This is a genomic window from Massilia suwonensis (assembly GCF_042655665.1).
Lineage (GTDB): Bacteria > Pseudomonadota > Gammaproteobacteria > Burkholderiales > Burkholderiaceae_D > Telluria > Telluria suwonensis.
The window spans coordinates 2,645,214-2,670,174 of record NZ_JBHSMR010000013.1 but is presented as its reverse complement, the minus strand read 5'-3'; the positions used below and the strand labels follow the sequence as shown (position 1 = coordinate 2,670,174).

The window sequence follows — 24,961 nt, the reverse complement described above, 5'->3', positions numbered from 1 at the left end:
AGCTTTTACGCTATCTCTGAGTATCCTTCGGTGGGCACGGGGCGCCCACCCTACGCTAACGTCAGCCGAATCCTTATTCGACCATCTGGCTCTGCAGGTAATTCTGAATGCCGACCTTGACGATCAGATCGAGCTGAGTCTCGAGCCACTCGATGTGCTCTTCGGTGTCTTCGAGGATCAACAGCAGCAGGTCACGCGAGACGTAGTCGGCGGCCGCTTCGCAAGCGGCGATGCCTTCCTTGACGGTCAGCTGCGCGGTGCGCTCGAGTTTTAAATCGGCGGCCAGCATCTCTTCGGTGTTCTCGCCGATCAGGAGCTTGTGCAGCGCCTGCAGGTTGGGCAGGCCGTCGAGCATCAGGATGCGGTCGATCAGCTTGTCGGCATGCTTCATTTCGCCGATCGATTCGTCGTATTCCTTCTTGCCGAGCTTGAAGAAGCCCCAGTGGCGGTACATCCGCGCGTGCAGGAAGTACTGGTTGACGGCGGTGAGCTCGTTGGTCAGCTGCGCGTTGAGCAGCCGGATGACGTTGGGATCGCCCTTCATGGTGTTTGCCTTGTTGTGGTTGTGCGTTGCCACAATCATAGCAAGAAGGGCAAACGCGCGCGCCGGAAAACCGGCGGCGTGGAGGAGGGCGTGCTTACGCCGTCTGCGTGGCGCGGAAACTCAGTTCGGTAACAACGGTCTTGCTGTCGAGTGCTTCGTGCAGCACTTCGCGGGCATAGCTGATGCATTTGCCGCAGTCGGTGCCCAGGCCCAGCTCGGCGCGCAGGGCGGCGATGGAGGTGATGCCGAGGTCGACCGCCTGGCGGATTTCACGGTCGGAGATGTTGTTGCAGACACAGACGATCATTGCAGCGGTCCCTGAAGTTGTCGGCCGAGTTGTCACTCGAATAATGAGAATCGTTCTCATTCGTGTTCTATTCTGCGGAAAGTTTTTGAGGAACGCAAGCGGTTTTGTCGTGTGATCAAAGCTGCAAATAGAAATAATTCGCATTTAGGTTTATGATGCTAGTATCTGTCTCATCAGCGCTACAGATCAGCGCCATAATCGGAACGCCGCCATGACTCTCGTCCCCACTTTGACCACACTCGACGCCCTCAAGGCCGGGCAGAGTGCGACCGTGATCCACCTCGCGCCACACGCACTGGGAGGCCAGGACGTGGCGCGCCGACTGATGGAACTGGGCTTCGTGCCGGGCGAACGCATCCGCATGCTCAAGCGCGGCCTGCCGGGCGGCCCGGTGGCCGTGAAAGTAGGCGAATCGACCTTCGCCCTGCGTAAATTCGAGGCTGCACTTGTCTCGATCCAGCCGGAATAATCGATGGGCGTCATGGAACAACAGGTGGCGGCGCGCTCGCCCCTGATCGCTTTACTCGGCAATCCCAACTGCGGCAAGACCGCGCTGTTCAACCGCCTCACCGGCGCGCGCCAGAAGGTCGCGAACTACGCCGGCGTCACCATCGAACGCAAGGAAGGCAGTTTTACGTCTCCTTCCGGCCGCGCCCTGCGCGTGCTCGACCTGCCGGGCGCCTACAGCCTGTCCGCCCAAACCCCCGATGAAGCGATCACGCGCGACGTCGTGGCCGGCCTGCGCGCGGGCGAATCGGCGCCGGACGCCGTCGTCTGTGTCGTCAACGCCACAAACCTGCGCCTGAATTTGCGCCTCGTGCTGGAAATCCAGCGCCTCGGCCTGCCGATGATCCTCGCCCTCAACATGGTCGATGTGGCAAAGAAGCGCGGCATCGAGATCGATACGGCGAAACTGTCGCAGGAACTGGGTATGCCGGTGGTCGAGACGGTCGCGATCCAGGCCGGCGGCGAACAGGCGCTGCTGGACGCGCTCGACCGCATGCCGCTCGAACCCGCCGCGCCGCAGCCGCTGTCCGCGATCGACGCCGTGCCGGTCGAACAGACCCAGCGCGAAGTGCGCCGCATCCTCGATGCGACCACCAGCTACGCGCACGACAAGGGCAACCTGTCGGAAAAAATCGACCACGTGATCCTGCATCCGGCGCTGGGGCCGATCCTGCTGGCCGCGCTGATGTTCGTGATCTTCCAGGCCGTGTTCAGCTGGGCCGAAGCGCCGATGGACTTCATCACCAGCACCGTCGAAGGCATCGGCCAGCAGATCGGCGGCGCGATGAGCGAAGGTCCGCTGCGCAGCCTGATCGTGGACGGCATCATCGCCGGCGTCGGCGGCGTGCTCGTGTTCCTGCCGCAGATTCTGATCCTGTTCTTCTTCATCCTGATCCTCGAGGATGTCGGTTACCTGCCGCGGGCGGCTTTTCTGCTGGATCGCATGATGGGCGGCGTGGGTTTATCCGGCCGCGCCTTCATTCCGCTGCTGTCCTCCTTCGCCTGCGCGATCCCCGGTGTGATGGCCGCGCGCACGATCCAGAACCCGCGCGACCGCCTGGTGACAATCATGATCGCGCCGCTGATGACCTGCTCGGCGCGCCTGCCGGTATACGCGCTGATCATCGCGGCTTTCATCCCCGACCGCGAAGTCGGCATCTTCAATTTGCAGGGCCTGGTGCTGTTCGTGCTGTACGCGCTCGGCATCGTCAGCGCGATGCTGGTGGCCTGGTACATGAAGCGCCGCAGCGGCAGCGGCCAGCATCCGCTGATGCTGGAACTGCCGGCCTATCACTGGCCGCACCTGCCGACGCTGGCCCTGGGCCTGTGGGAACGCGCCAAGATCTTCCTGATGCGGGTCGGTACCATCATCCTCACCCTGATGGTGCTGGTCTGGTTCCTGTCGAGTTTTCCGGGCGCGCCGGAAGGCGCCACGCAGCCGCCGATCTACTACAGCGTGGCCGGCATGCTGGGGCGCGCCCTGTCCGTGATCTTCGAACCGATCGGCTTCGGCTGGCAGATCTGCATCGCCCTCGTGCCCGGCATGGCCGCGCGCGAAGTGGCGGTCGGCGCGCTCGGCACCGTGTACGCATTGGCCGGCTCCGGCGACGAAGTGGCGAACACGCTCGGCCCGCTGATCGCCGGATCCTGGTCGATGGCGACCGCGCTGTCGCTGCTGGCCTGGTACGTGTATGCGCCGCAGTGCCTGTCGACGTTATCGGTGGTGCGCCGCGAAACGGGCAGCGCCAAGTACGCGTGGATGATGGCCGGCTACATGTTCGCGCTGGCCTACGCCGCCTCCTTCATCACCTACCGCGTCGCCCTGGCGCTGGGCGGCGGCTGAGATGTGGCAGGAACTGGTGGTCGCGGTAGTTGTGCTTGTCGCCGCCGTCTACGTCGGCGCCAAGTACCTGCCGGCCGCCTGGCGCATCCGCATCGTCAACCGCCTCTCGCGCGGCGGCCAGGACTCCAAACTTGTGCGCTGGCTGGACACGGCGGACAGCTGCGGGGGCGGGTGCAAGACCTGTAATACCTGCGAGACGCCGGAAGAACCAAGTGCGCCAGAAGGCAGCAAGCACCGCGTCATCAAGCTCCACAAAAAGTAGGGTGGAGTCCCGACTCCACGCGTCTACATCGCTGACGAACCTCGTCGCTTCTTCCACATCCGATTGACGTAAAACATCCGTCCTTGCGCGGCTTCGAAATACGATGCCGCACCATGCCTCGCTATCGCCGCCAATTCACTGGCTCCACCTATTTCTTCACGCTCGTCGCCTACCGGCGCCGCACCATCTTTTGCACGCCGATCCTGCGTACTGCCTTGCGTGACGCCATCCATACCGTGCGCCTCACCCGGCCGTTCGTCATCGACGCCTGGGTGCTGATGCCGGACCACATGCACTGCATCTGGACGCTGCCCGAAGGCGATCAGGATTACTCGATGCGCTGGGCCGAAATCAAACGCTACGTGACCAGCGCTTGCAGGGACCGGCTGCACGATCCGGGCCTGCTGACACGCGCCTCCAGGCAGCGCAGGGAATCGACGATCTGGCAGCAGCGGTTTTGGGAGCACCAGATTCGCGATGCGTTCGATATGGAGAAGCATGTCGATTACATTCATTTCAATCCGGTCAAGCATGGGCAGGTGCTGCGGGTGGGCGAGTGGCCGTATTCGACGTTTCACCGGTATGTGCGTGATGGCGTGTATTCCCCAGATTGGGCAGGAACACCGGAGATTGCGGAGGTGTGGTTGGAATGAACGGTGGTGGTACGCAGCGGTAACGCGTGGACTCGGGAGTCCACCCTACGTGTTCGACGAATCAGGCGTTTCGATACCCAGTGCCGCCATCAGTCGCTGCGCATCATATGGGGCATGCACTTTAATATCGTTATCGAAGTAGCAGTACACATCCCCTTGCTTGCTCCAGCCACGAATGCGTTCGGCCCAGCGTTCGATCGCTTCGTCGTCGTAACCGCTGGCGTATAGCTCCTTGTCGCCGTGCAGGCGGATGTAGACGAAATCGGCGGTCACGTCGTCCATGTATGGAAATTTGCCGGCGGTGTCGGCGACGACCAAGGCCACGTTGTACTTGCGCAGCAGGTCAATGAAACGCGCGTCGCGAAAACTCTCGTGGCGAACCTCGACGGCGTGGCGCATCGGGCGCTTTGCGTCCACTGCCAGCGACACTTTCCCTTCCATGCGCGGCTGGTACTGGCGCGCCAGGGCCAGCGCGGCGTCGGTGTCCTGCGGCAGGAGGCTGAAAAAATGCTCGAAGCGTGCCTCATCAAAACGCACCATCGGCGGGAACTGCCACAGGAAGGGCCCGAGCTTCTCGCGCAGTTCGAACACGCCCGAGGCCAGCACGTTGGCCAGCGGGCCGTCGATGTCGTTCAGCTTGAGCATGTGGGTAATAAAACGGTTGCCCTTCACCGCGAACAGGAAGCCGGGCGGCGTGGCCGCGTACCAGGCGGCGTAGCTTGCGGGGCGCTGCAGGGAATAAAACGAGCCGTTGATCTCGATCGTCGGCAGCTGGCGCGCGGCGTAGTCGAGCTCGCGCGCCTGCGCCAGCCCGGGAGGATAGAACTTGCCGCGCCAGGGAAGGTAGCGCCAGCCGGAGATGCCGATGTGGATCTTGCCCATCAGCCCATCATAGAGGGCAGGGCAGGGCGCCTCGGTGCGTTGCCGAACTCAGGCCGCGAGCAGGCGCGTCTCGTTCGAGGCCGCGACCTTGAACACGCCCACCACCTCGGCCAGGCGCTCGGCCTGCTGGCGCATCGATTCGGCCGCGGCTGCCGCTTCCTCGACCAGGGCCGCATTCTTCTGGGTGACGCCGTCCATCGCCGCGATCGCGCCGTTGACCTGGGCGATGCCGGTTTCCTGCTCTTCGCTGGCGGCCGAAATCTCGCCGATGATGCCGTTCACCTGGCGCACGCTGCTGACGATGTCGTCCATCGTCGTGCCCGCATTGCGCACCAGCGCGCTGCCGGCGTCGACCCGGGTCACGGAGTCGTCGATGAGTGCCTTGATTTCTTTCGCCGCAGCAGCGGAGCGCTGCGCCAGCGTGCGCACTTCTCCGGCGACGACCGCGAAGCCGCGGCCCTGTTCGCCCGCGCGCGCCGCCTCGACCGCCGCGTTCAACGCGAGGATATTCGTCTGGAAGGCGATGCCGTCGATGACGCCGATGATGTCGACGATCTTGCGCGACGAGTCGTTGATCGACTCCATGGTCTGCACCACCTGCTGCACCACTTCGCCGCCGCGCACGGCCACGTCGGCCGCCGATGCCGCCAGGCGCGTCGCGTGGCGCGCGTGCTGGGCGTTCTGGCGCACGGCGCCGGTCAGCTCTTCCATCGTCGAGGCGGTCTCCTCGAGCGAGCTGGCCTGCTGCTCGGTGCGGTTCGACAGGTCGTGGTTGCCGGCGGCGATCTGGTTCGAGGCGCTGGCGATCGCATGGATGCCGACGTCGACTTCGCCGACGATCTTGCCGAGACTGGCGTTCATGTCGCGCAGGGCGTGCAGCAGCTGCGCCGTCTCGTCGTTGCCGCGCACTTCGATCCGTGCCGTCAGGTCGCCCGCGGCCACCGTGCGCGCCACCGTCACCGCGCGCGCCAGCGGTTTCGCGATACTGCGCGAGAGCGACAGCCCGAACAGCATCAGCACGCTGGAGAGGACGACCGTCGCGCCCGAGAACCACAGCACGCGCGGCCAGAAGATGGCGCCGACCGTGTCCATGTAGACGCCCGAACCGATCACCCAGTTCCAGCCCGCCACGCCTTTGACGTAGGAGACCTTCGGCACCGGCGCGTCCTGGCCCGGCTTGGGCCACATGTAGGAGATGAAGCCGGCGCCGTCCTTGCGCACCACCTCGACGGCGACCGAGAACAGACGCAGCCCGTTCGGATCGGCGATCGCGCCGACGTCCTTGCCGTCCAGTTCAGGTTTCAATGGATGCATCAGCATGCGCGGACCCATGTCGTTGACCCAGAAGTACTCGGCGCCGCTATAGCGCAGGGCCTTCAGTTCGTCCAGTGCCGCCGCCTGCGCCGCCGCCACGGGCACCGCGCCTGCCTCCGCTTGCTGGCGATGGCGCTCGACGATGCCGGTCGCCACCTCGACCGCCTGGCGTACGCCATTCCCGCGCTCTTCGAGGATCAGGGTGCGTTCGGAGACCAGGAAACAGGCGGCGACGATGGCCATGCCGAGGCCGGTACTGATGGTCAGCAGGCCAAGTTTCTGGGCGATGTTCAGGCGAAAAAGCGTTTTCATGAGGGTGAGGGCAGGCTGCTGGCTAAATGTCGGATTTGAGGGATGTTCAACAAAGGTTGGCGATTGTAAAACACATATTGCTCAAAAAAAACATTTTTCGTCGGAATTGAGGATGCCTTTTTGTAAGCACGCAACAGTGCTAAGCTAACGCTCTTTCCCTCCCGACCTGCGCCCATGATCACCGTCCATCACCTGAACAATTCGCGCTCGCAGCGCATCCTGTGGCTGCTCGAAGAGCTGGGCCTGCCCTACGAGATCAGGAAGTACCAGCGCGACCCGAAGACCATGCTGGCGCCGCCGGAACTGAAGGCCGTGCACCCGCTGGGTAAATCGCCGGTGATCACGGATGGCGAGCTGGTCGTGGCCGAGTCGGGTGCGATCGTCGAGTACCTGGTCGAGCGCTACGGAGAAGGGCGCTTCGTGCCAGCCGCCGGCACGCCGGAAAAGCTCAAGTACAGCTTCTTCCTGCACTTCGCCGAAGGCTCGGCCATGTCGCCGCTCTTGATGAAGCTCGTGTTCGACCGCATCGAGAACGGCCCGATGCCCTTCTTCGCGAAGCCGATCGCGCGCACCATCGCGCGTAAAGTAAAGGACACGCTGGTCAACCCGAACATCAACAACCAGCTGGCCTACCTGGAATCGGAGCTGGCCACGCGCGAGTGGTTCGCCGGGAACGAATTCACGGCGGCCGACATCCAGATGAGTTTTCCGCTGGAGGCGGCCGCGTCGCGTGCGGGACTGGGCGCCCAATATCCACGCCTGACCAGCTTCCTGCAGCGCATCCACGCCCGCCCCGCCTACGCACGCGCCCTCGAACGCGGCGGCAAGTACGACTACGCAAGGTAAAACGCATGGCCAAGCTGCTCGCGATCGACGGACTGAACATCGTGCGCCGGGTCTACGAAGCCAGCCCGGAGCCCGACTCCGACCTGAAGGCCAGCATCGCGCTGCGCCACGCTTTTTCGTCGTTCCGCAACCTGCTCGAGACGCACGCGCCCACGCACGTGCTGGCCGCCTTCGACTACGGCGGCCAGACCTGGCGGCACGCGCTGTATCCGCGCTACCGCGAACACCGCGCGCCGATGCCGTCGGTGCTGCGGGAGGCGCTGCCGGAATTCCAGGAACGCCTGAAAACGGCCGGGGTGCCGGTGGCGATGCTGCCCGAGGTCGAAGCGGACGACGTCGTCGCCACCTGCGTGATGCGCTGGCTGCTTGAAAACCGGGGAGAGGCGATCGTCGCCACCACCGACAAGGATCTGCACGTCCTGATCGCGCACGGGGCCCTGGTGTGGGACCATTTCAAGAACGAGTGGCATGATGACGCCTGGGTGCGCAATAAATTCGGCGTAGCGCCCGAGCTGCTGCACGACCTGCTGGCGCTGATGGGCGACGCCACCGACGGCGTGCCGGGCGTCTCGAAGATCGGCATGAAGACGGCGGCGCGCCTGCTCAACGCTTACGGCAGCCTGGATGCCGTGATGGCCGGCGCCGGCATCCTCAAAACGCCGCTGGGCGAACGGCTGCGCGCCGAGCGCGACATCCTGTACCTGTCGCGCCAGCTGGTCGAGCTGAAGACCGACGTGCGCCTCGGGGTGAGCTGGAACATGCTCGCCTACGACTCACACTGAAAGAACCAGATGCTGAAAGCAGTCATTGTCGATTCGAACGCGATCTCGCGCGGTTTGCTGAATACCGTGCTGACGGACGGCGGCTACGAGGTCGTGGCCCAGGCCCACACCGGCCACAATGCGCTGGTGCAGGCGGCGAAGTTCCGTCCGCAGATCATGTGCATCGCGCGCGAACAGGTCGAGGACGGCAGCAATGTCGTCGAGCAGCTGCGCGCGAATCTGCCGAAGACGCTGATCTTCATGGTCTCGGGCACGCTCGATGCGCCGACCATCGAAGGCGCGCTGGCGCGCGGCGTGCACGGCTTTATCGTCAAGCCGTTCAAGGCCGATGCCGTACTGAAGACCATCCGCAATACCGTGATCGCGGTGGTGCGCAAGCAGCAGGCCGGCGGCGCTAGCGGCGCCTGATTTCCTCGGCCGCGATCGCGCTCAGTTCTTCCAGCGCGCGCATCTCGCGTGCGCGCAGGCGGCGCGGCTCGTGGTCCATCACGCACAGGGTGCCGAGCCGGAAGCCTTTGCCGTCGACCAGCGGAAAGCCGGCATAAAAACGGATCTGCGGCGCGCCAAGCACCATCGGGTTATCGCGAAAGCGCGCGTCCTGCAGCGCGTCGGGCACCACCAGCGGGCCGCTGCCGGCGATCGTGTGGCTGCAGAAGGCATCCTCGCGCGGCGTCTGCGCCAGCTGCGTGCCGGCGCGCGACTTGAACCACTGGCGGCGCGCCGTCACCAGCGACAGCAGCGCGATCGGGCACCCGGTGACCTGGGTGGCGAGCCAGGTCAGGCGGTCGAACACGGCTTCCGCCTCGCTGTCGAGCAGGCCGCTCGCGCGCAGGGCGTTCAGGCGCGCGTACTCCTGCTGCGGCTGCGCGTTGTCCGCATCCGGCAAAAAATCCCTGGGGTCGGGGCTGCCCGCCAGCGGCTCCAGGCCGGTCCGCTCGCGCAGCAGGGCGCTGACGTCGCTCAGGCGCACGCGCCGGTGGCCGCCCGGCGTCTTCCAGGCCGGGATGGCGCCGTTTTCGATCCATTGCTGGGCCGTGCTGACGGCGATGCCCAGCATGCGCGCCACCTGGCGCGTGGTCAGAACCGGATCGTCCCCGTCATCAGGGCGGGATAAAAGCATGGTATTAATTCCACTGTGCACTAACTGTTGAGCATTCTACTTCAGGAACGGATAAAATGCCGAAATTGATGATGGTGTATCCGGTTCATTTCCGTTTCATCCACAAAGCACCGTATTTACGCGTCAATTCAGAACATTTCTGTTGACTCGTAGAAATTTGACGATCAGAATGAAGTGCTTCATCATTTTCGTCATATACCGTTCGGTCTCCGCCGGCGCACAAGGAACCCCATGAGTCACCCATCGCCGGCCCAGCTGGAAGCAGTCCGTCTCGACGCCCTGCGCAAGCTCGACCTGCTCGACACGCCGCCCAACGAGGCGTTCGACCGCATCACGCGGATGGCTGCCCAGCTGTTCGACTTGCCGATCGCCGCGGTCTCGCTGACCGACGTCGACCGCCAGTGGTTCAAGTCGCGCGTCGGCGTCGACACGGACCGGATGCCGCGCCACGACGCGCCCTGTGCCCAGGTAACCGGCTCCCACCAGATGCTGGTGATCCACGATCTGCATGAAAGCGAGCTGTATCGCGACAGCACGCTGGCCGGCACCGGTGCGCGTTTTTATGCCGGCGCGCCCTTGATGACGCGCGACGGCTACTGCCTCGGTTCCATGTGCGTGGTGGGAACCGAGCCGCGCGCCATCAGCGAGACCGAACGCACGGGGCTGACTGACCTGGCCTCGATGGTGATGGCGCAGATCGAACTGCAGCACGCGATCGGGCGCATCGATCCGGTCAGCGGCATCCCGAACCGCACCCAGTTCGTCGACGACCTGGCCGACCTTGCGACCGACCGTCCGGGCGGCGACGCGCGCCTGGCGGCGCTGGTGAGCCTGGCCACGCCCGAGCAGATCAGCAGCGCGGTGCGCGCGATGGGCGCCGGCTTCATGGACGACATCGTCTGCGAGGCGGCGCGCATGCTGCGCGCGGCGCTCGGGCCGGCGCGCAAGCTGTACCATGTGGCGCCGTTCCAGTTTGCCTTCCTGGCCGAGCCGGGCGCCGACCTGGCGCGCTTTTGCGAGTGGCTCGCCGCCTGGGTCGCGCTGCGCCTCGAGACCACCACCGCCCGTTTCGTCACCACCGCCACCGTCGGCGTGGCGCCCTTCGTGCCGGGACAGGTCGATGTGTTCGAGCTGCTGCGCGACCTGTACAGCGCGGCGCACGACGCCATCGAAGGCTCGCACCGGGTGCGCGTCTTCTCGGCCGAGCAGAACGCCGCGTTCATGCGGCGCTTCCGTCTCGCCAACGAATTCGGTGCGGCGCTGGAGGACGACAGCCAGCTGCGTCTCGTGTTCCAGCCGAAGATCGCGTTGAACACCGGCCGCTGCATCGGCGCCGAAGCGCTGCTGCGCTGGCGCCACCCGGGCCTGGGCGAAATCTCGCCGGCCGAATTCATTCCCGTGATCGAACAGACCTCGCTGGTGCGCGCAACCACGCGCTGGGTGCTCGAGCGCGCGCTGCGCCAGCTGGCCGCATGGCGCCGCGCCGGCCTGGCGCTGCAGCTTGCGATCAACGTCTCGGCCGTGAACCTGCTCGAATCCGACTTTAGCGACCACGTGCTGGCGCGCCTGCGCGCCTGGAACTTGCCACCCTCCGCGCTGGCGATCGAGATCACGGAAAGTGCGCTGATGAGCCAGCGCACGCTTGCCGCCTCCACCCTCGAGGCCCTGGCCGCGGGCGGCGTGCAGCTGGCGATCGACGATTTCGGCACCGGCTACAGCAGCCTCGCCTACCTGCAAAGCGTGCCGGCGAAGGTCGTCAAGATCGACCAGGGTTTCATACGCGAGCTCGATGCCGACGAGCGCAAGCGTGCGCTGGTGGCGACCATGATCAAGCTCGCGCACGACCTCGGCCAGCAGGTCGTCGCCGAGGGCGTGGAGACGGCGCCGGTGGCGCAGCTGCTGGCCGCTGCCGGCTGCGACCAGGTGCAGGGTTACCTGTACGCGAAGCCGCTGGCGCCAGAGCAGTTCGAAGAGTGGATTTGTGCGGAGTGGACCTTGGCGAGGCCGCGTACGGCGCGTCAGCCGGCGCTCGCCTGAGGGCTGAACGACCACGGATGTAGGGTGGACTCCCGAGTCCACGCGTTCCGCCCGTCGCGTCGTCGAAAAGATTGAAGCAGCGTGGAGGCTTGCGGTGAACGCGTGGACTCAGGAGTCCACCCTACGTTCAACATGGTTCAAGCAGCCCAAATAAAAACGGCGCACCAGGTAATGGTGCGCCGTTGCTGCATGCGCGGCACGCGGCCGCATCGCTTCCCTTTTAAAACGCTTCCCAGCCGCCGATACCCGCGCTCGCCAGCTGCGCCTTGCGCGGCGCGGCCTTCGGTGCCGGCTTGGCCAGGCGCGGCGCCGCCGCGGCAAGCGCCGGCTGCGCATCCTCCCCGGTACGGAACACCGCCACCGTGGTCGCCAGGTTGGCCGCCTGGCTGCGCATCGCGTCCGCCGCGGCCGAGGTTTCCTCGACCAGGGCGGCGTTCTGCTGGGTTACCTGGTCCATCTGGTTGACGGCCTGGTTGATCTGCTCGATACCGGCGCTTTGCTCGCGGCTGGCGGCGCTGATCTCGTTCATGATGTCGGTGACGCGGCGGATGCTGGCGACGATCTCTTCCATCGTGTGGCCCGCTTCGCCGACCAGGCGGCTGCCGTCGCCGACCTTTTCGTTGGAGTCGGCGATCAGGCCCTTGATGTCCTTGGCCGCGGCGGCCGAACGTTGCGCCAGGTTGCGCACCTCGGAGGCGACGACCGCGAAGCCGCGGCCCTGCTCACCGGCGCGTGCCGCCTCGACGGCCGCGTTCAGGGCCAGGATATTGGTCTGGAAGGCGATGCCGTCGATGACGCCGATGATGTCGGCGATGCGCGTCGAGGCGTCGTTGATCGCGTCCATCGTGCCGATCACCTGCTTGACCACGTCGCCGCCGCGTTCGGCGACGGTGGAGGCGGTCGACGCCAGCGTGCTGGCCTGGCGCGCATTCTCGGCGTTCTGCTTCACGGTCGAGGTCAGTTCTTCCATCGAGGACGCGGTTTCCTCGAGCGCGCTGGCCTGCTGCTCGGTACGCGCCGACAGGTCGAGGCTGCCCGCCGCCACCTGGGACGAGGCCGAGGCGATCAGCTCGGTGCCGCTGCGCACCGTCGAGACGGTGTCGAACAGGCTGTCGTTCATTTTCTTCAGCGCGGCCAGCAGCTGGCCCAGCTCGTCGGTCGTGGTGACCTCGATGCGGCTGGTGAGGTCGCCGGCGGCAACCGTCTCGGCGATGCGCAGGGCGCGCGCCACCGGCGCCGTGATCGAGACGGTCGTGCGCCAGGCGATGAAGGCGGCCAGTGCCAGGATCACGGCGGCCAGGCCGAACATGGTGCGCTGGCTGTTGTCGTAAGTCTGCTGGGCATCCGTATTGGCCTTGTCGGCCAGTCCCTTCTGCATGTCGATCTGGGCGTTCAGCACCTTGCGGTACTCGCCCAGCATTGGACGGTATTCGCCGACGAGATAGCTGGACGCGCCCGCGATGTCGCCGGCCTGGATGCGGCGCAGCAGCTCGTCCTGTCCGGCCACTGCCTTGGCGTTGAAGTCGATACTTTGCTTGAGCAATGCCTTGCCCTGCTCGCTGACGATCACGCCCTGCATCCAGGTAAAGGTGTCGGCGATCTTTGCCCGGGCTTTTTCGATGTCGGCCATTTGCGCCTTGCGGTCGGCCTCGTCGCTGTTGAGCATCATGTTGCGCAGGGCGACCGAGACGACGTTGACCTCGGTAAGCACGGCGTGCGAAGCCTCGATCTTCGGCATGTAGTTGCTGACGATGGTTTCGGTGCCGTCATTGATGCGGCCGAGCATGGTCGTGCCGAAGACGACGATGACGAGGAGGAAAGTGCAGAGGATGCCAAAGCCGGCAAAGAGCCGGGTCCGGACGCGAAGATTGGAAATGTTCATGGTCGACGTTACTTATCAGGTAAAGGGCGACGAGACGTGCCCGGTTCTAGTTTTGCCTTGTGGCAACTAGGATAGCAACGTCTGGTGAACTAATCCAACGACTTTCGGTAGAAATTACTGATTTTTCCGATTTCGTGGTTTTTGTGCAAAAAAAAGACCGGTCGTGCCGGTCTTTCCTGATCTGTTTGCGTAGAGCGCGTTAGCGCGCCACCGCGCTGGCGCCATCGATAATGCCGCCGCCCAGGCAGATGTCGCCGTCGTACAGCACCGCCGATTGCCCCGGCGTGACCGCCCATTGCGGGTCCGTGAAGTCGAGAGCAAAACGCTCGAGACCATCGGCCGCGACCGTGCAGGCCACGTCGGCCTGGCGGTAGCGCGTCTTGGCCGACAGCAGGCCGGGAGCCGGGGGCTCGCCCGCGACCCAGCTGGCCTGGCCCGCTTCGAGACGGGCGGACAGCAACCACGGATGGTCGTGGCCCTGCACGATGTACAGGGTGTTGGTGGCGATGTCCTTGCGCGCGACGAACCATGGCTCGCTGGTGCCGTCCGCATTCTTGTGCGACTTCAGGCCGCCGATGCCGATGCCCTTGCGCTGGCCCAGCGTATAGAAGGACAGGCCGATGTGCTCGCCCACCGTTTGCCCGTTGTCGAGCTTCATCGGGCCCGGCTTATGCGACAGGTAGCGGTTCAAAAAGTCGCGGAATGGGCGCTCGCCGATGAAGCAGATGCCGGTCGAATCCTTCTTGGCCGCGTTCGGCAGCTTCAGTTTTTCCGCGATCTTGCGCACTTCGGTCTTCGGAATCTCGCCCAGCGGGAACAGCGACTTCGACAGCTGCGCCTGGTTCAGGCGGTGCAGGAAGTAGCTTTGATCCTTGGTATGGTCGAAGGCCTTCAGCAGCTCGAACTTGCCTGCTGCGTTTTCGCGCACGCGCGCGTAGTGGCCGGTGGCGATCAGGTCGGCGCCGAGCTTCATCGCGTGGTCGAGGAAGGCCTTGAACTTGATCTCGGCGTTGCACAGCACGTCCGGATTCGGCGTGCGGCCGGCCTGGTATTCGCGCAGGAATTCCGCGAACACGCGGTCCTTGTATTCGGCGGCGAAGTTGACGGCCTCGATGTCGACGCCGACCACGTCGGCCACGCTGGCCGCGTCGATCCAGTCCTGGCGCGTCGAACAATATTCGGAATCGTCGTCGTCTTCCCAGTTCTTCATGAACAGGCCGACCACGTCGTAGCCTTGTTCTTTCAGCATCCAGGCCGCGACCGAGGAGTCGACGCCGCCCGACATCCCGATCACGACTTTCTTTTTGCTCATATCAGTTTCGGTCAGTAGCCAGTGTTTCTTCGAACACCGACGGGTGGGTGTACAGCAGGGCCAGGTCGGTACGCCGGCCGGCCAGGTAATCGTCCACGCATTGCAGCACGATGGGGCTGCGGTGGCGTTCGCTCGAGGCGGCGATCTCGTCGCGCGTCATCCAGATCGTGCGCAGGATGCCGTCGTCGAGCGGCTGGTCGTACTGCTTGCCGGCCGTGCCGCAGAAGGTGAAGCGCAAATAGGTGATGTCGGCGTTGCGCGACTTCGAGTAGTAACGCGACATGTACATCCCGACCAGGCCGCTGGGGATGAATTCGTGCGCCGTCTCTTCCATCGCTTCGCGCACGACCGCCTGCTCGAGCGACTCGCCGGGGTCGAGATGGCCGGCCGGCTGGTTCAGCTTGATGCCTTCGCTCGTCTCTTCCTCGATCAGGAGGAAACGGCCATCCCGTTCGATGATGGCGGCAACGGTGACTGACGGTCTGAAGGTATGGGTCATGCGCGTCCTCGACAAATGAGCCGATATTCTACAGCGCCCGTCAAACCGTTGCTTGCAAGTACCTGTGCAGTGCAACAAAAAAGCATCAAGTGCAGCGATCTGATACAAAAAATGTGGCCAATGTGCCTCATCTGTATCACATTTCACCCACCCGGCATGCGCCCGGCCGGGTCGCCTCCATGTAATGACAAAAGGGCCATGTTTACGTGTTAGATTGTGAACAGAACACCAACATGAAGGAGGGATGCATGAGAATCGGCATTCCGGCCGAAACACGGCCGGGCGAGACCCGCGTAGCGGCAACTCCGGAAACAGTGAAAAAATTAGCGACGAAGCATCAAGTCGTGGTGCAGTCCGGCGCCGGCCTGCAGGCGGCGGTCACGGACGAGGCCTATGCCGCCGCCGGCGCCACGCTGGTCGGCGCGGACGAGGCTTTGCAGTGCGACATGGTCCTGAAAGTGCGCGCCCCCAACGAATCCGAGCGCAGCCGCATGCGGCCGGGCACGGTCGTGGTCGGCATGTTGAATCCTTTTGATAACGAGAACATCGCCGCGATGGCCGGCGCGCGTCTGACTGCCTTCGCGCTGGAAGCGGCGCCGCGCATCACCCGCGCGCAGTCGATGGACGTGCTGTCCTCGCAGGCGAACATCGCCGGCTACAAGGCCGTCATGCTCGCCGCGAACACCTATCAGCGCTTCATGCCGATGCTGATGACGGCCGCCGGCACCGTGAAAGCGGCGCGCGTGCTGATCATGGGCGTCGGCGTGGCCGGCCTGCAGGCGATCGCCACGGCGAAGCGCCTGGGCGCGGTGATCGAGGCGTCCGACGTGCGCCCGCCGGTGAAGGAACAGGTGGAATCGCTGGGCGCCAAGTTCATCGACGTGCCTTTCCTCACCGACGAGGAACGCGAAATCGCGCAGGGCGTGGGCGGCTACGCGCGTCCGATGCCGGCCGACTGGATCCGCCGGCAAGGTGAACTCGTTCACGAACGCGCCAAGCTGGCCGACATCATCATCACCACCGCCCTGATTCCGGGGCGCGCGGCGCCGGTCCTGATCAAGGAGGAAACGGTGGCGGCCATGAAACCCGGCTCCGTGATCGTCGACATGGCGATCGAGCAGGGCGGCAATTGCCCGCTGACGGAACTAGGTAAGACGGTGATCAAGCACGGCGTGCACATCATCGGCGAGCCGAACCTGGCCGCCCTGGTCGCGGCCGACGCCTCGGCCCTGTACGCGCGCAACGTGCTCGATTTCCTGAAACTGGTCTTCGACAAGGAAGACAAGTTTCACATCGACCTCGAGGACGAGATCGTGCGCGCGACGCTGCTCTGCCACCAGGGCGAAGCTCTTCGCAAATAGGAGACGGACATGGACATCAGCCACACCATCATCAACCTGATCATCTTCGTGCTGGCGATCTACGTCGGCTACCACGTCGTCTGGACCGTCACGCCGGCGCTGCACACGCCGCTGATGGCGGTCACCAACGCGATCTCCGCCATCATCATCGTCGGCGCCATGCTGGCCGCGGGCCTGACCGAAGGGGTGCTGGGCCAGACCATGGGCACCGTCGCCGTGGCGCTGGCGGCCGTGAACGTGTTCGGCGGCTTCCTCGTCACCCAGCGCATGCTGGAGATGTTCAAGAAGAAGGAACCGAAACGCTCCGCCGATGCGGCCACCGCCAAGGTGCCGCAGAAGGAGGCCGCATGAACTACATCAGCATGAATGTGGTCACGCTGCTCTATCTCGTGGCCTCGGTCTGCTTCATCCAAGCCTTGAAGGGGCTGTCTTCGCCGTCGTCTGCGCGCATGGGCAATACCTTCGGCATGGCGGGCATGGCGATCGCGGTGGCGACCACGATCGCCCTGATTTTCAAACTGCAGGCGGAGTTCGCGGCCGCCGCCGATGCGAACCGCACTGGCGGCATGGGCTTTACCTTGGTGCTGCTGGGCGTGGTGGTGGGCGGCGCGATCGGCGCCTATGCGGCGAAGAAGGTCGAGATGACCAAGATGCCGGAACTGGTCGCGGCGATGCACTCGCTGATCGGCCTCGCCGCCGTCTGCATCGCGATCGCCGCCGTGGCCGAGCCCTGGGCGTTTAATATCGCCACGCGCGGCCAGCCGCTGCCCTTCGGGAACCGGCTGGAACTGTTCATCGGCACCTTTGTCGGCGCGGTCACCTTTTCCGGTTCCGTGATCGCCTTCGGCAAGCTGTCGGGCAAGTACAAATTCCGCCTGTTCCAGGGCGCGCCGGTGCGCTTCGGCGGCCAGCACATCCTGAACCTGGTGATTGCCATCGCCATCATCGCGCTGGGCCTGGTCTTCTGCTTCTCCGACGCGGTGGAGCCGGCGTGGACGCCCTTCGCCATCATGGCCGCGCTGTCGTTCGTGTTGGGCGTATTGATCATCATCCCGATCGGCGGCGCCGACATGCCGGTAGTGGTGTCGATGCTCAACTCCTACTCGGGCTGGGCGGCGGCCGGCATCGGCTTCTCGCTGAACAACTCGATGCTGATCATCGCCGGCTCGCTGGTGGGTTCGAGCGGCGCGATCCTCTCGTACATCATGTGCAAGGCGATGAACCGGTCCTTCTTCAACGTGATCCTGGGCGGCTTCGGCGGCGAAGCGGCAGCGGCAACGGGCGGCGCGCAGGAACAGCGTCCGGTGAAATCCGGCTCGGCGGAAGACGCCGCCTTCATCCTGCAGAACGCCGAATCCGTGATTATCGTCCCCGGCTACGGCCTCGCGGTGGCGCGCGCCCAGCACTCGGTGAAGGAGCTGGTCGACAAGCTGACGGAGCACGGCGTCAACGTGCGCTATGCCATCCACCCGGTCGCGGGGCGCATGCCGGGCCACATGAACGTGCTGCTGGCCGAAGCCGAGGTGCCCTACGACCAGGTGGCGGAGATGGAAGACATCAATGGCGAATTCGGCCAGACCGACGTGGTACTGGTGCTGGGGGCGAACGACGTGGTGAACCCGGCGGCGAAAGACCCGAAATCGCCGATCGCGGGCATGCCGATTCTCGAGGCCTACAAGGCGAAGAGCATCATCGTGAATAAGCGTTCGATGGCCTCGGGGTATGCGGGGCTGGATAATGACTTGTTCTACATGCCGAACACGATGATGGTGTTTGGCGACGCGAAGAAGGTGATCGAGTCGATGGTGAAGGCGGTTGAATAAGTAGGGTGGGCACGGAGTGCCCACCCTACGATTTATGCGGCAGCAGCGCGGACCCACCCCTGCGCCCGTACATCATCAACTCCCCTAGTAGCGTGCGCGCCGGTTTGACGGCATCCAGCGCCGCCAATCCCAACCCGAGCACCGACTGCAGCGGCCCGCTGCCGACAAACGCGCGCGCCATCGTATCGGTCAGCGCAATCGTCAACTGCCGGTCCTGCGCCCGCTCATCGAGGAAGCGGCCAATGCCTTCGGGTCCCGGGCAGCGCGCCAGCAGGCGTGCCAGCACGGCCGCATCGCGCAGGCCGAGGTTCAGGCCCTGACCGGCCACCGGGTGCAGCGTCTGCGCCGCGTTGCCGATGGCGACGGTGCGCGTGGTGGCGTGGGGTTCGGCGTTCAGGCCGAGCGGATACGAAAAGCGCGGCGACACTTTAATAAAACGCCCGAGCCGTCCGCCAAAGGCCTCGCCCAGTTCCTGCAAAAACCGTTCTTCGTCCATCGCCTGCAGCGCCTCGGCACGCTCGGGCCGCACGCACCAAACCAGCGCGTACTGCAGCCCATCGGCGCCTTCCTGCGGCAGCAGGGCGAGCGGACCTTCGTCCGTAAAGCGCTCGAAGGCGCGGTGGGCGATGGGGCTGCTGGTAGAGACGCGCGCGATCACGGCGCTCTGGCCATAATCGCGGGTTTTGCCCTTGTCTTCCTGCTGGCCGAAGACGCCGCCTTCGGCGCCCACTGCCACCTGCGCCGTGAGCGTGCGGCCGTCGTCGAGCGTTAACGCCACGTGCTCCGACGTTTCGTCGAGCGCCGCCACGCGTGCAGGGCGAATCACCTGCACGCCGGCACGCTCGACCGCGCGCGCCAGGGCGTCGACCACGTCGCCATAGCGCGTGACGTAGCCGAGCGCGTCGAGCTTGTGTTCGCTGCGGTCGAGCAGGCTGCGCCCGAGCTGGCCGCGGCGCGAGACGTGGATGGTGTGGATCGGTGTGGCAGGAAATGCCCAGGCGCCGACTTCCTCGAGCAGCTGGCGGCTGCCCCAGGCCAGCGCGATCGAGCGCGGGTCCGAGATCGCCTGGCCCAGCGCGCGGGCGTCGATCAGGGCGATGCGCGAACCTGCGATGCCCCGCCGCGTCAGCAGCGCGGCCAGCGCCAGGCCCACCGGACCGGCACCGCAAATCGCCACGTCGACATTGTCTTTGTGCTCGTCCATCACCGCTCCGCCATCAGGGTTTCGATCTCCGCCACCGTCTTCGGCGCGCTACCGGACAACACGCGCGGCCCGGACGCGCCGACGATCACGTCGTCCTCGATCCGGATGCCGATGTTCCAGAAGCGTTCTGGCACGTCCGGGCCGGGACGGACGTAGATGCCCGGTTCCACCGTGAGCGCCATGCCCGGCACCAGCAGGCGCGATGGCTTGCCTTCGAGGGACAGGTCGCGGTAGCTCCCGGTGTCGTGCACGTCCAACCCCAGCCAGTGGCCGGTGCCGTGCATGTAGAAGGCAGTATAGGCGCGCTCGGCCAGGACGTTCTCGACGCTGCCGTATCGTGCGCGGTCCAGCAGCCCGAGTTCCAGCATGCCGCCGGCCAGCACGTTCAGGGCCGCCTCGTGCACATCGCTGTAGGGACGGCCCGGCACGACGGCCGCGAGCGCCGCTTCCTGCGCGCGCAGCACCAGTTCATACAGCAGCTTTTGCGGCTCGCTGAAGCGGCCGTTGACGGGGAAGGTGCGCGTGATGTCCGAGGCGTAGCTGTCGAATTCGCAGCCGGCGTCGATCAGGACCAGGTCGCCGTCGACCGTCTGCGCATTATTGGCACTGTAGTGCAAGACGCAGGCGTTGGCGCCGCTGGCCACGATCGGCGTATAGGCCGGGAACTGGGCGCCGTTGCGGCGAAACTCGTAGAGCAGTTCCGCTTCCAGTTCGTATTCGAACATGCCGGGCCGCGCCGCGCGCATGGCGCGCAGGTGGGCGGCGCCGGCGATGGTGGCGGAGCGCAGCATCAGCGCCTGCTCGCTCTCGTCCTTGAATAAACGCATTTCGTCGAGCAGGGCCGGCAGGTGCTGGGTGCGGGACGGGGCTTTGATGCCGCTGCGCGACTGGGCGCGCACGGCGTTCAGCCAGCCGCCGACTTGCGCATCGAGCGCCGCATTCGATGAAAGCGCGTAGTACAGGACAGGCACGTCGGCCAGCAGGCGCGCCATCTGCGCATCGAGTTCGCCGATCGGATACGCCTCGTCGAAGCCGAAGCGTTCGCGCGCGGCCGCCGGGCCGTAACGGAAACCGTCCCAGATCTCGCGCTCGACGTTCTTCTCGCGGCAGAACAGGATCGAGCGCGCCGGCGTCTCACCGCAAGCCGCGACGAGCACCAGCACGGCTTCCGGCTCCGTAAAACCGGTCAGATAATAAAAATAGCTGTCGTGGCGGTAGGGATAGTCGCTGTCACTGTTCCTCGCCACTTCCGGCGCCGTCGCCAGCACCGCCACCCCGCCCGGCTCCATGGCCGCGGCCAGGCGTGCGCGGCGGACGGCGAAGGGGGTCACGCGCCGGCCCTCTTGGCCGGCGGCGCGTTCAGTTCTTCGAGCTGGCGCACGGTGCCGACATTGACCCAGGGACCGTTGTAGATCTCGCCACCGACGCGTCCCTGTGCAATGAACTTGCGCATCAGGGGGCCGAACTTGACGAATTCGCCCGGCTGGATGCCGTCGAACATTTCAGGGCGGTAGACGCCGATGTTCCCGAAGTTCCACTTCGGGTCGCCCTCGTTGGAGAGCGTGTACATGTCGATGCCGAAGTCGCCTTCCGGGTTGTGCCAGGGATTCGGCGTCAGGTACAGCCAGGCGATGTCGTGCTTCTCGGGCGGGATCGGCTGGCCGACCGCATCGAGGTCGGGCAGGGCGTCGAAGACCTGGGTGAAATCGAAGTAGGGCGCGTAAATGTCGCCCGACAGCGCCACGAAGGGCTCGTCGCCCAGCAGGTGCAAGGCGTTGGCGATGCCGCCCGCCGTTTCGAGCGGGGTCGGCTCGTGCGAATAGGCGATCTTCGCGCCGTACTGGCTGCCGTCGCCGAGCGCCTCCTCGAGCATGTGGCCGAGGTAGGAGTGGTTGATGACGATCTCGGTGATCCCGGCACGCACCAGGTTCAGCAGGTGCCAGGCGATGAGCGGACGGCCGCGCACCTTGAGCAGGGGTTTCGGGCAGGCATCCGTCAGCGGACGCATGCGTTCGCCGCGGCCGGCGGCCAGGATCATGGCTTTCATGGGCTTCTCGACAATTAAACTCAGAACGTGTAGCCGACTTGCGGCGCCTTGTCCTCGAAGCTATCGAGCAGGCGGATCAGCGGCTTCAGTTCGGTGTAGCGGTGGGCGGTCTTGCGCACGTAATCCAGCACGGTCGGCAGGTCGCCCATGTAGATGGCCTTGCCGTCGCGGTAGTTCAGGCGGCAGAAGATGCCGAGGATTTTCAGGTGGCGCTGCAGGGCCATGAATTCGAAGTCGCGATAGAACGCGTCGATGTCCGGATTGACCGGCAGGCCAACCTGCTTGGCGCTTTGCCAGTAGCGCACCACCCAGTCCAGCACGATCTCTTCGTCCCACTGGATGTAGGCGTCGCGCAAGAGCGAGCCGAGGTCGTAGGTGACCGGGCCGTAGACGGCATCCTGGAAGTCGAGCACGCCCGGGTTGCCCTGGTCGAGGAACATCAGGTTACGCGAATGGAAATCGCGGTGCATGAAGACCTGTTGCTGGGACAGCACATTGGCGGTGATGGTCTCGAAGACTTTATCGAGCTGGGCCTGCTGCTTGTCGTCCAGCGTCACGCCCAGATGGCGGTTCAGGTACCACTCCGGGAACAAATTCATCTCGCGCAGGACGAAGGCGCGGTCGAACTCGGGCAGCACGCCCGGCTGGCTGTTCAACTGAAACTTGATCAGGGCGTCGACCGCGTCCGAATACATGAAGGCGGCATTGTCGGAATCGAGGCGGGCCAGGTAAGTGGTGGTGCCGAGGTCGGACAGCAGCAGGAAGCCCCGTTCGACGTCGCGCGCGACGATGGCCGGCACCGTGACGCCGGCCTCGGCCAGCAAGCCCTGCACGTGGATGAAGGCGGGCACGTTCTCGCGCTCGGGCGGCGCGTCCATCGCGATCAGGGTGTCGCCGAGCTTGCTTCGTAGCGCCGGCGCCACATCGAGGCGGAAATAGCGGCGGAAACTGGCATCCGAGGAGGCCGGGCGGCGCGAACCGACTTCCACCAGGTCAAGCGAGCTCAGCCATTCGGTAAGAAGCGCGAGACGCGCGTCCTGCTCGGCGGAAGTGGGGGAATTTTGATACGAAGAAGCCATGGAACGTCCAGCGGAAACCGGTTGAGGAAGACAATTCCCATATAATAAGGGATTCAATCCAAAAAATCGCCCTTTATGGTGCTGCCACAGATTCCATGAGCTGGTTTACGGCCCACCCATTCCCGCGGCGGCGGGCAGTTGCCTTGTCCGCCCTCGTCACCGTGGCCTCGGGGCCTTTGCACGCGCAAGTTGCGCCGGCTGCTCCCCATGCTGACGAACAAGATCTTCCCGTCACCGTGCGCGCCGAAGAGATCGGCGGCCGTCCGGACCGCGAAATCAACCTCGAGCGCAACGTCGAAATCACGCGTGGCCAGTCCAAGCTGACCGCCGACACCGCCTGCTACCGCCTGGTCGAGGACGAAGTCACGGCCGAAGGCAACGTCAACATGTGGCGTTTCGGCGACCGCTACCAGGGCGACGCCCTGCAGCTGAACATGTCGACCGGGCGCGGCTGGGTGCTGCATCCGAAATACCAGCTGCAGCTGAACAATGCGCAAGGCCAGGCCGACCGCATCGACTTCCTCGGCGAAGACCAGGCGCTGGTAGTGGACGGCACCTACAGTACCTGCCAGGGGCCCGATCCCGACTGGTACATCAAGGCCAGCCGGCTGCGCCTCGATTCCGGGCGCGACGTCGGCACCGCGGGCAAGACCATCATTTATTTCAAGGACGTGCCGATACTGGGCACGCCCGCCTTCTCGTTCTCGCTCTCGGGCGCGCGCCGTTCGGGCTGGCTGCCGGCCACCATCGGCGCCGGTTCCAAGGGCAAGACCGAGCTCATGGTGCCGTACTACTTCAACATCGCGCCGAACCGCGACCTGACGGTGTTCCCGCGCCTGATGTTCAACCGCGGCCTGCAACTGGGCGCGACCGGACGCTACCTCGGCGAAACGACGGGCGGCAACTACAACGGCGAGACCCACGCCGAGTTCCTGCGCAACGACCGTATCACCAAGACCGACCGCTGGCGCGTCGATTCGGTGCATAACCAGACGATCAAACCGGGCTGGACCGCCGGCTGGAACCTGCACGGCGTCTCCGACGACGAATACACGAGCGACTTTTCGCCGACGGTCGCCACCAGTGCCGAGCGCCAGCTGATCCGCGAGGCGTACACCAGCTACGGCACCCAGTACTGGACCCTGACGGCGCGCGCGCAGACCATCCAGGTGCTGCAGGAACCGGCGGCAGTGGCCAATCCGGCGCTGGCGATCCCGCGTCCCTACGACCGCCTGCCGCAGGTGATGTTCCATACCGGCCGCTACGACGTGAAGGGTTTCGACTGGGCGATCGACGCCGAGGCGACGCGCTTCTCGCACCCGACCCTCGACAGCGGCAACCGCCTGCTGACGGTGTCGCAGGTAAGCTATCCGTGGGTGCAGCCGGGCTACTACATCACGCCCAAGCTGATGCTGCATGCGACCAAGTACGAGATGGACAGCAATTCGCGTGGCGCGACCAGCCTGTCGCGCACGCTGCCGATCTTCTCGATCGACAGCGGCATGGTGTTCGAGCGCGACACCACCCTGTTCGGCAAGGCCGCCACCCAGACCCTGGAGCCGCGCCTGTTCTACGTGCGCACGCCGTACCGCAACCAGGACGAATTCCCGGTCTTCGATACGGCCGAAACGGGCTTCAGCTACGCCCAGCTGTTCACCGAGAACCGCTACATCGGCGGCGACCGCGTCTCCGACGCCAACCAGGTAACCGCGGCCCTGGTGTCGCGCTACGTCGAGCCGGACGGCGCCGAGCGCCTGCGCATGGCGATCGCCCAGCGCTTCTATTTCGACGAACCGCGCGTGGGGCGCGTGCCTTCCGCGACCGGCACCGGCAACAAGATCAGCCGCTCCGACCTGCTGCTGGCAGCCTCGGGCCGCATTACCGATCACTGGAACTTCGACAGCAGCGTACAATATGATGTTACGGGCAAGAGCGTGTATGCCCAGAACCATGGCGTGCGCTGGGCGCCGGGACCGATGAAGGTCCTCAATGCCGAGTACCGCTACGTGCGCGACAGCTTCCGCAATGCCGACGTGTCGGCCCAGTGGCCGCTGTCGAAGCGCTGGTACGGCGTCGGCCGCGTCAGCTATTCGCTGCGCGACCACAAGGTGCTCGAAAGCCTGGTCGGTCTCGAGTACAAGGCCGATTGCTGGATCTTCCGGATGGGTGGACAACGTTTCGTGACGGCCGCGCAGACGACCTCGACGTCGACGTTCTTCCAGCTCGAGCTCAATGGCCTGTCGGGCCTTGGCCTGGGCAACCCGCTGGATTCGTTTTACAAGAGTATTCCCGGCTACACGCGGCTGAACGGCAACGCCGGCCGCCTTTGACAAGACCGGCGCATG

At 65.0% G+C, this 24,961-nt stretch carries 24 protein-coding genes; 12 read left to right on the top strand and 12 right to left on the bottom strand.

Annotation, left to right across the window (positions count from 1 at the left end; all coding sequences use genetic code 11):
• Positions 1 to 73 precede the first annotated feature (73 nt).
• Positions 74 to 544, bottom strand: coding sequence for a bacterioferritin (gene bfr / locus ACFPQ5_RS20140; protein WP_379759966.1), 471 nt, complete (start codon positions 542 to 544; stop codon positions 74 to 76).
• Between the two features lie 94 nt (positions 545 to 638).
• Positions 639 to 851, bottom strand: coding sequence for a (2Fe-2S)-binding protein (locus ACFPQ5_RS20135; RefSeq protein ID WP_192055798.1), 213 nt, complete (start codon positions 849 to 851; stop codon positions 639 to 641).
• Positions 852 to 1,062: 211 nt separating this feature from the next.
• Here ACFPQ5_RS20135 and ACFPQ5_RS20130 point away from each other — a divergent pair, with 211 nt between their 5' ends.
• From ACFPQ5_RS20130 to ACFPQ5_RS20115, 4 genes are all read left to right on the top strand, one after another.
• On the top strand, positions 1,063 to 1,320 hold the full coding sequence (locus tag ACFPQ5_RS20130; RefSeq protein WP_136221979.1) for a FeoA family protein: 258 nt from the start codon (positions 1,063 to 1,065) through the stop codon (positions 1,318 to 1,320).
• A gap of 3 nt (positions 1,321 to 1,323) precedes the next feature.
• Complete coding sequence (feoB, locus tag ACFPQ5_RS20125; protein ID WP_379759963.1) at positions 1,324 to 3,201, top strand: ferrous iron transporter B; 1,878 nt, start codon at positions 1,324 to 1,326, stop codon at positions 3,199 to 3,201.
• A 1-nt stretch (position 3,202) separates the two neighbouring features.
• Positions 3,203 to 3,463, top strand: a complete 261-nt coding sequence (locus ACFPQ5_RS20120; protein ID WP_379759961.1) for a DUF6587 family protein — start codon at positions 3,203 to 3,205, stop codon at positions 3,461 to 3,463.
• Between the two features lie 113 nt (positions 3,464 to 3,576).
• Positions 3,577 to 4,116: an REP-associated tyrosine transposase gene (locus ACFPQ5_RS20115; RefSeq protein ID WP_379759959.1), complete on the top strand. Its 540-nt coding sequence runs from the start codon at positions 3,577 to 3,579 to the stop codon at positions 4,114 to 4,116.
• A gap of 45 nt (positions 4,117 to 4,161) precedes the next feature.
• Here ACFPQ5_RS20115 and ACFPQ5_RS20110 read toward each other — a convergent pair whose 3' ends face one another.
• Together ACFPQ5_RS20110 and ACFPQ5_RS20105 are read right to left on the bottom strand one after the other, a co-directional pair.
• Positions 4,162 to 4,998 carry a DUF72 domain-containing protein gene (locus ACFPQ5_RS20110; protein WP_379759957.1) on the bottom strand — a complete coding sequence of 279 codons (837 nt, stop codon included), beginning with the start codon at positions 4,996 to 4,998 and terminating at the stop codon, positions 4,162 to 4,164.
• 48 nt (positions 4,999 to 5,046) lie between these two features.
• Positions 5,047 to 6,624, bottom strand: coding sequence for a methyl-accepting chemotaxis protein (locus ACFPQ5_RS20105; protein ID WP_379759955.1), 1,578 nt, complete (start codon positions 6,622 to 6,624; stop codon positions 5,047 to 5,049).
• 174 nt (positions 6,625 to 6,798) lie between these two features.
• On the opposite strand from ACFPQ5_RS20105, the gene ACFPQ5_RS20100 reads away from it, so the two are divergent.
• The 3 genes from ACFPQ5_RS20100 to ACFPQ5_RS20090 are packed head-to-tail and all read left to right on the top strand — an operon-like array spanning position 6,799 to position 8,660.
• Positions 6,799 to 7,470, top strand: coding sequence for a glutathione S-transferase family protein (locus ACFPQ5_RS20100; RefSeq protein WP_379759953.1), 672 nt, complete (start codon positions 6,799 to 6,801; stop codon positions 7,468 to 7,470).
• A gap of 5 nt (positions 7,471 to 7,475) precedes the next feature.
• A complete protein-coding gene (locus ACFPQ5_RS20095; protein ID WP_379759951.1) occupies positions 7,476 to 8,252 on the top strand; it encodes a 5'-3' exonuclease in 777 nt (258 codons plus the stop codon).
• Between the two features lie 9 nt (positions 8,253 to 8,261).
• Positions 8,262 to 8,660 (top strand): ANTAR domain-containing response regulator, encoded by a 399-nt coding sequence (locus ACFPQ5_RS20090; RefSeq protein ID WP_379759949.1) that lies wholly within the window; start codon positions 8,262 to 8,264, stop codon positions 8,658 to 8,660.
• Here ACFPQ5_RS20090 and ACFPQ5_RS20085 read toward each other — a convergent pair.
• Complete coding sequence (locus ACFPQ5_RS20085; protein ID WP_379759947.1) at positions 8,647 to 9,372, bottom strand: GAF domain-containing protein; 726 nt, start codon at positions 9,370 to 9,372, stop codon at positions 8,647 to 8,649. The genes ACFPQ5_RS20090 and ACFPQ5_RS20085 overlap by 14 nt on opposite strands.
• A 231-nt stretch (positions 9,373 to 9,603) precedes the next feature.
• Between ACFPQ5_RS20085 and ACFPQ5_RS20080 the strand changes: the two genes are divergently transcribed.
• Positions 9,604 to 11,409 (top strand): putative bifunctional diguanylate cyclase/phosphodiesterase, encoded by a 1,806-nt coding sequence (locus ACFPQ5_RS20080; protein ID WP_379759945.1) that lies wholly within the window; start codon positions 9,604 to 9,606, stop codon positions 11,407 to 11,409.
• Between the two features lie 220 nt (positions 11,410 to 11,629).
• Here the strand turns inward: ACFPQ5_RS20080 and ACFPQ5_RS20075 are convergent, their stop codons facing one another.
• From ACFPQ5_RS20075 to ACFPQ5_RS20065, 3 genes are all read right to left on the bottom strand, one after another.
• Entirely contained in the window at positions 11,630 to 13,291 is a 1,662-nt protein-coding gene (locus ACFPQ5_RS20075; protein ID WP_379759943.1) for a methyl-accepting chemotaxis protein, read from the bottom strand.
• Between the two features lie 199 nt (positions 13,292 to 13,490).
• The gene (gene mnmA / locus ACFPQ5_RS20070; RefSeq protein WP_379759941.1) at positions 13,491 to 14,603 is read right to left on the bottom strand and encodes a tRNA 2-thiouridine(34) synthase MnmA; all 1,113 of its coding nucleotides are present in this window, start codon (positions 14,601 to 14,603) and stop codon (positions 13,491 to 13,493) included.
• Position 14,604: 1 nt separating this feature from the next.
• Positions 14,605 to 15,102, bottom strand: coding sequence for an NUDIX hydrolase (locus ACFPQ5_RS20065; protein ID WP_379759939.1), 498 nt, complete (start codon positions 15,100 to 15,102; stop codon positions 14,605 to 14,607).
• A gap of 248 nt (positions 15,103 to 15,350) precedes the next feature.
• On the opposite strand from ACFPQ5_RS20065, the gene ACFPQ5_RS20060 reads away from it, so the two are divergent.
• Genes ACFPQ5_RS20060 through ACFPQ5_RS20050 form a run of 3 tightly spaced genes read left to right on the top strand, consistent with a single transcriptional unit; the run spans position 15,351 to position 18,286 of the window.
• Positions 15,351 to 16,463 carry a Re/Si-specific NAD(P)(+) transhydrogenase subunit alpha gene (locus tag ACFPQ5_RS20060; RefSeq protein WP_379759936.1) on the top strand — a complete coding sequence of 371 codons (1,113 nt, stop codon included), beginning with the start codon at positions 15,351 to 15,353 and terminating at the stop codon, positions 16,461 to 16,463.
• Between the two features lie 9 nt (positions 16,464 to 16,472).
• Positions 16,473 to 16,814, top strand: a complete 342-nt coding sequence (locus ACFPQ5_RS20055; RefSeq protein WP_379759933.1) for an NAD(P) transhydrogenase subunit alpha part 2 — start codon at positions 16,473 to 16,475, stop codon at positions 16,812 to 16,814.
• Complete coding sequence (locus ACFPQ5_RS20050) at positions 16,811 to 18,286, top strand: NAD(P)(+) transhydrogenase (Re/Si-specific) subunit beta (RefSeq protein ID WP_379759930.1); 1,476 nt, start codon at positions 16,811 to 16,813, stop codon at positions 18,284 to 18,286. Before ACFPQ5_RS20055 ends, ACFPQ5_RS20050 begins: the two co-directional genes overlap by 4 nt.
• A 25-nt stretch (positions 18,287 to 18,311) precedes the next feature.
• Here the strand turns inward: ACFPQ5_RS20050 and ACFPQ5_RS20045 are convergent, their stop codons facing one another.
• Genes ACFPQ5_RS20045 through ACFPQ5_RS20030 form a run of 4 tightly spaced genes read right to left on the bottom strand, consistent with a single transcriptional unit; the run spans position 18,312 to position 22,616 of the window.
• Positions 18,312 to 19,490 carry an FAD-dependent monooxygenase gene (locus tag ACFPQ5_RS20045; RefSeq protein ID WP_379759927.1) on the bottom strand — a complete coding sequence of 393 codons (1,179 nt, stop codon included), beginning with the start codon at positions 19,488 to 19,490 and terminating at the stop codon, positions 18,312 to 18,314.
• On the bottom strand, positions 19,490 to 20,821 hold the full coding sequence (gene pepP, locus ACFPQ5_RS20040; protein WP_379759924.1) for a Xaa-Pro aminopeptidase: 1,332 nt from the start codon (positions 20,819 to 20,821) through the stop codon (positions 19,490 to 19,492). Before pepP ends, ACFPQ5_RS20045 begins: the two co-directional genes overlap by 1 nt.
• Positions 20,818 to 21,537 (bottom strand): N-acetylmuramate alpha-1-phosphate uridylyltransferase MurU, encoded by a 720-nt coding sequence (murU, locus tag ACFPQ5_RS20035; protein WP_379759921.1) that lies wholly within the window; start codon positions 21,535 to 21,537, stop codon positions 20,818 to 20,820. The genes pepP and murU overlap by 4 nt, the downstream gene beginning before the upstream one ends.
• A gap of 20 nt (positions 21,538 to 21,557) precedes the next feature.
• Positions 21,558 to 22,616: an aminoglycoside phosphotransferase family protein gene (locus ACFPQ5_RS20030; RefSeq protein ID WP_379759918.1), complete on the bottom strand. Its 1,059-nt coding sequence runs from the start codon at positions 22,614 to 22,616 to the stop codon at positions 21,558 to 21,560.
• A gap of 95 nt (positions 22,617 to 22,711) precedes the next feature.
• Here ACFPQ5_RS20030 and ACFPQ5_RS20025 point away from each other — a divergent pair, with 95 nt between their 5' ends.
• A complete protein-coding gene (locus tag ACFPQ5_RS20025) occupies positions 22,712 to 24,946 on the top strand; it encodes an LPS-assembly protein LptD (protein WP_379759915.1) in 2,235 nt (744 codons plus the stop codon).
• Positions 24,947 to 24,961 lie beyond the last annotated feature (15 nt).

Bases quoted from the DNA above. Each gene is read 5' to 3' on its own strand.
- bfr (WP_379759966.1), bottom strand. From the start codon at position 544: ATGAAGGGCGATCCCAACGTCATCCGGCTGCTCAACGCGCAGCTGACC.
- ACFPQ5_RS20135 (WP_192055798.1), bottom strand. From the start codon at position 851: ATGATCGTCTGTGTCTGCAACAACATCTCCGACCGTGAAATCCGCCAG.
- ACFPQ5_RS20130 (WP_136221979.1), top strand. From the start codon at position 1,063: ATGACTCTCGTCCCCACTTTGACCACACTCGACGCCCTCAAGGCCGGG.
- feoB (WP_379759963.1), top strand. From the start codon at position 1,324: ATGGGCGTCATGGAACAACAGGTGGCGGCGCGCTCGCCCCTGATCGCT.
- ACFPQ5_RS20120 (WP_379759961.1), top strand. From the start codon at position 3,203: ATGTGGCAGGAACTGGTGGTCGCGGTAGTTGTGCTTGTCGCCGCCGTC.
- ACFPQ5_RS20115 (WP_379759959.1), top strand. From the start codon at position 3,577: ATGCCTCGCTATCGCCGCCAATTCACTGGCTCCACCTATTTCTTCACG.
- ACFPQ5_RS20110 (WP_379759957.1), bottom strand. From the start codon at position 4,998: ATGGGCAAGATCCACATCGGCATCTCCGGCTGGCGCTACCTTCCCTGG.
- ACFPQ5_RS20105 (WP_379759955.1), bottom strand. From the start codon at position 6,624: ATGAAAACGCTTTTTCGCCTGAACATCGCCCAGAAACTTGGCCTGCTG.
- ACFPQ5_RS20100 (WP_379759953.1), top strand. From the start codon at position 6,799: ATGATCACCGTCCATCACCTGAACAATTCGCGCTCGCAGCGCATCCTG.
- ACFPQ5_RS20095 (WP_379759951.1), top strand. From the start codon at position 7,476: ATGGCCAAGCTGCTCGCGATCGACGGACTGAACATCGTGCGCCGGGTC.
- ACFPQ5_RS20090 (WP_379759949.1), top strand. From the start codon at position 8,262: ATGCTGAAAGCAGTCATTGTCGATTCGAACGCGATCTCGCGCGGTTTG.
- ACFPQ5_RS20085 (WP_379759947.1), bottom strand. From the start codon at position 9,372: ATGCTTTTATCCCGCCCTGATGACGGGGACGATCCGGTTCTGACCACG.
- ACFPQ5_RS20080 (WP_379759945.1), top strand. From the start codon at position 9,604: ATGAGTCACCCATCGCCGGCCCAGCTGGAAGCAGTCCGTCTCGACGCC.
- ACFPQ5_RS20075 (WP_379759943.1), bottom strand. From the start codon at position 13,291: ATGAACATTTCCAATCTTCGCGTCCGGACCCGGCTCTTTGCCGGCTTT.
- mnmA (WP_379759941.1), bottom strand. From the start codon at position 14,603: ATGAGCAAAAAGAAAGTCGTGATCGGGATGTCGGGCGGCGTCGACTCC.
- ACFPQ5_RS20065 (WP_379759939.1), bottom strand. From the start codon at position 15,102: ATGACCCATACCTTCAGACCGTCAGTCACCGTTGCCGCCATCATCGAA.
- ACFPQ5_RS20060 (WP_379759936.1), top strand. From the start codon at position 15,351: ATGAGAATCGGCATTCCGGCCGAAACACGGCCGGGCGAGACCCGCGTA.
- ACFPQ5_RS20055 (WP_379759933.1), top strand. From the start codon at position 16,473: ATGGACATCAGCCACACCATCATCAACCTGATCATCTTCGTGCTGGCG.
- ACFPQ5_RS20050 (WP_379759930.1), top strand. From the start codon at position 16,811: ATGAACTACATCAGCATGAATGTGGTCACGCTGCTCTATCTCGTGGCC.
- ACFPQ5_RS20045 (WP_379759927.1), bottom strand. From the start codon at position 19,490: ATGGACGAGCACAAAGACAATGTCGACGTGGCGATTTGCGGTGCCGGT.
- murU (WP_379759921.1), bottom strand. From the start codon at position 21,537: ATGAAAGCCATGATCCTGGCCGCCGGCCGCGGCGAACGCATGCGTCCG.
- ACFPQ5_RS20030 (WP_379759918.1), bottom strand. From the start codon at position 22,616: ATGGCTTCTTCGTATCAAAATTCCCCCACTTCCGCCGAGCAGGACGCG.
- ACFPQ5_RS20025 (WP_379759915.1), top strand. From the start codon at position 22,712: ATGAGCTGGTTTACGGCCCACCCATTCCCGCGGCGGCGGGCAGTTGCC.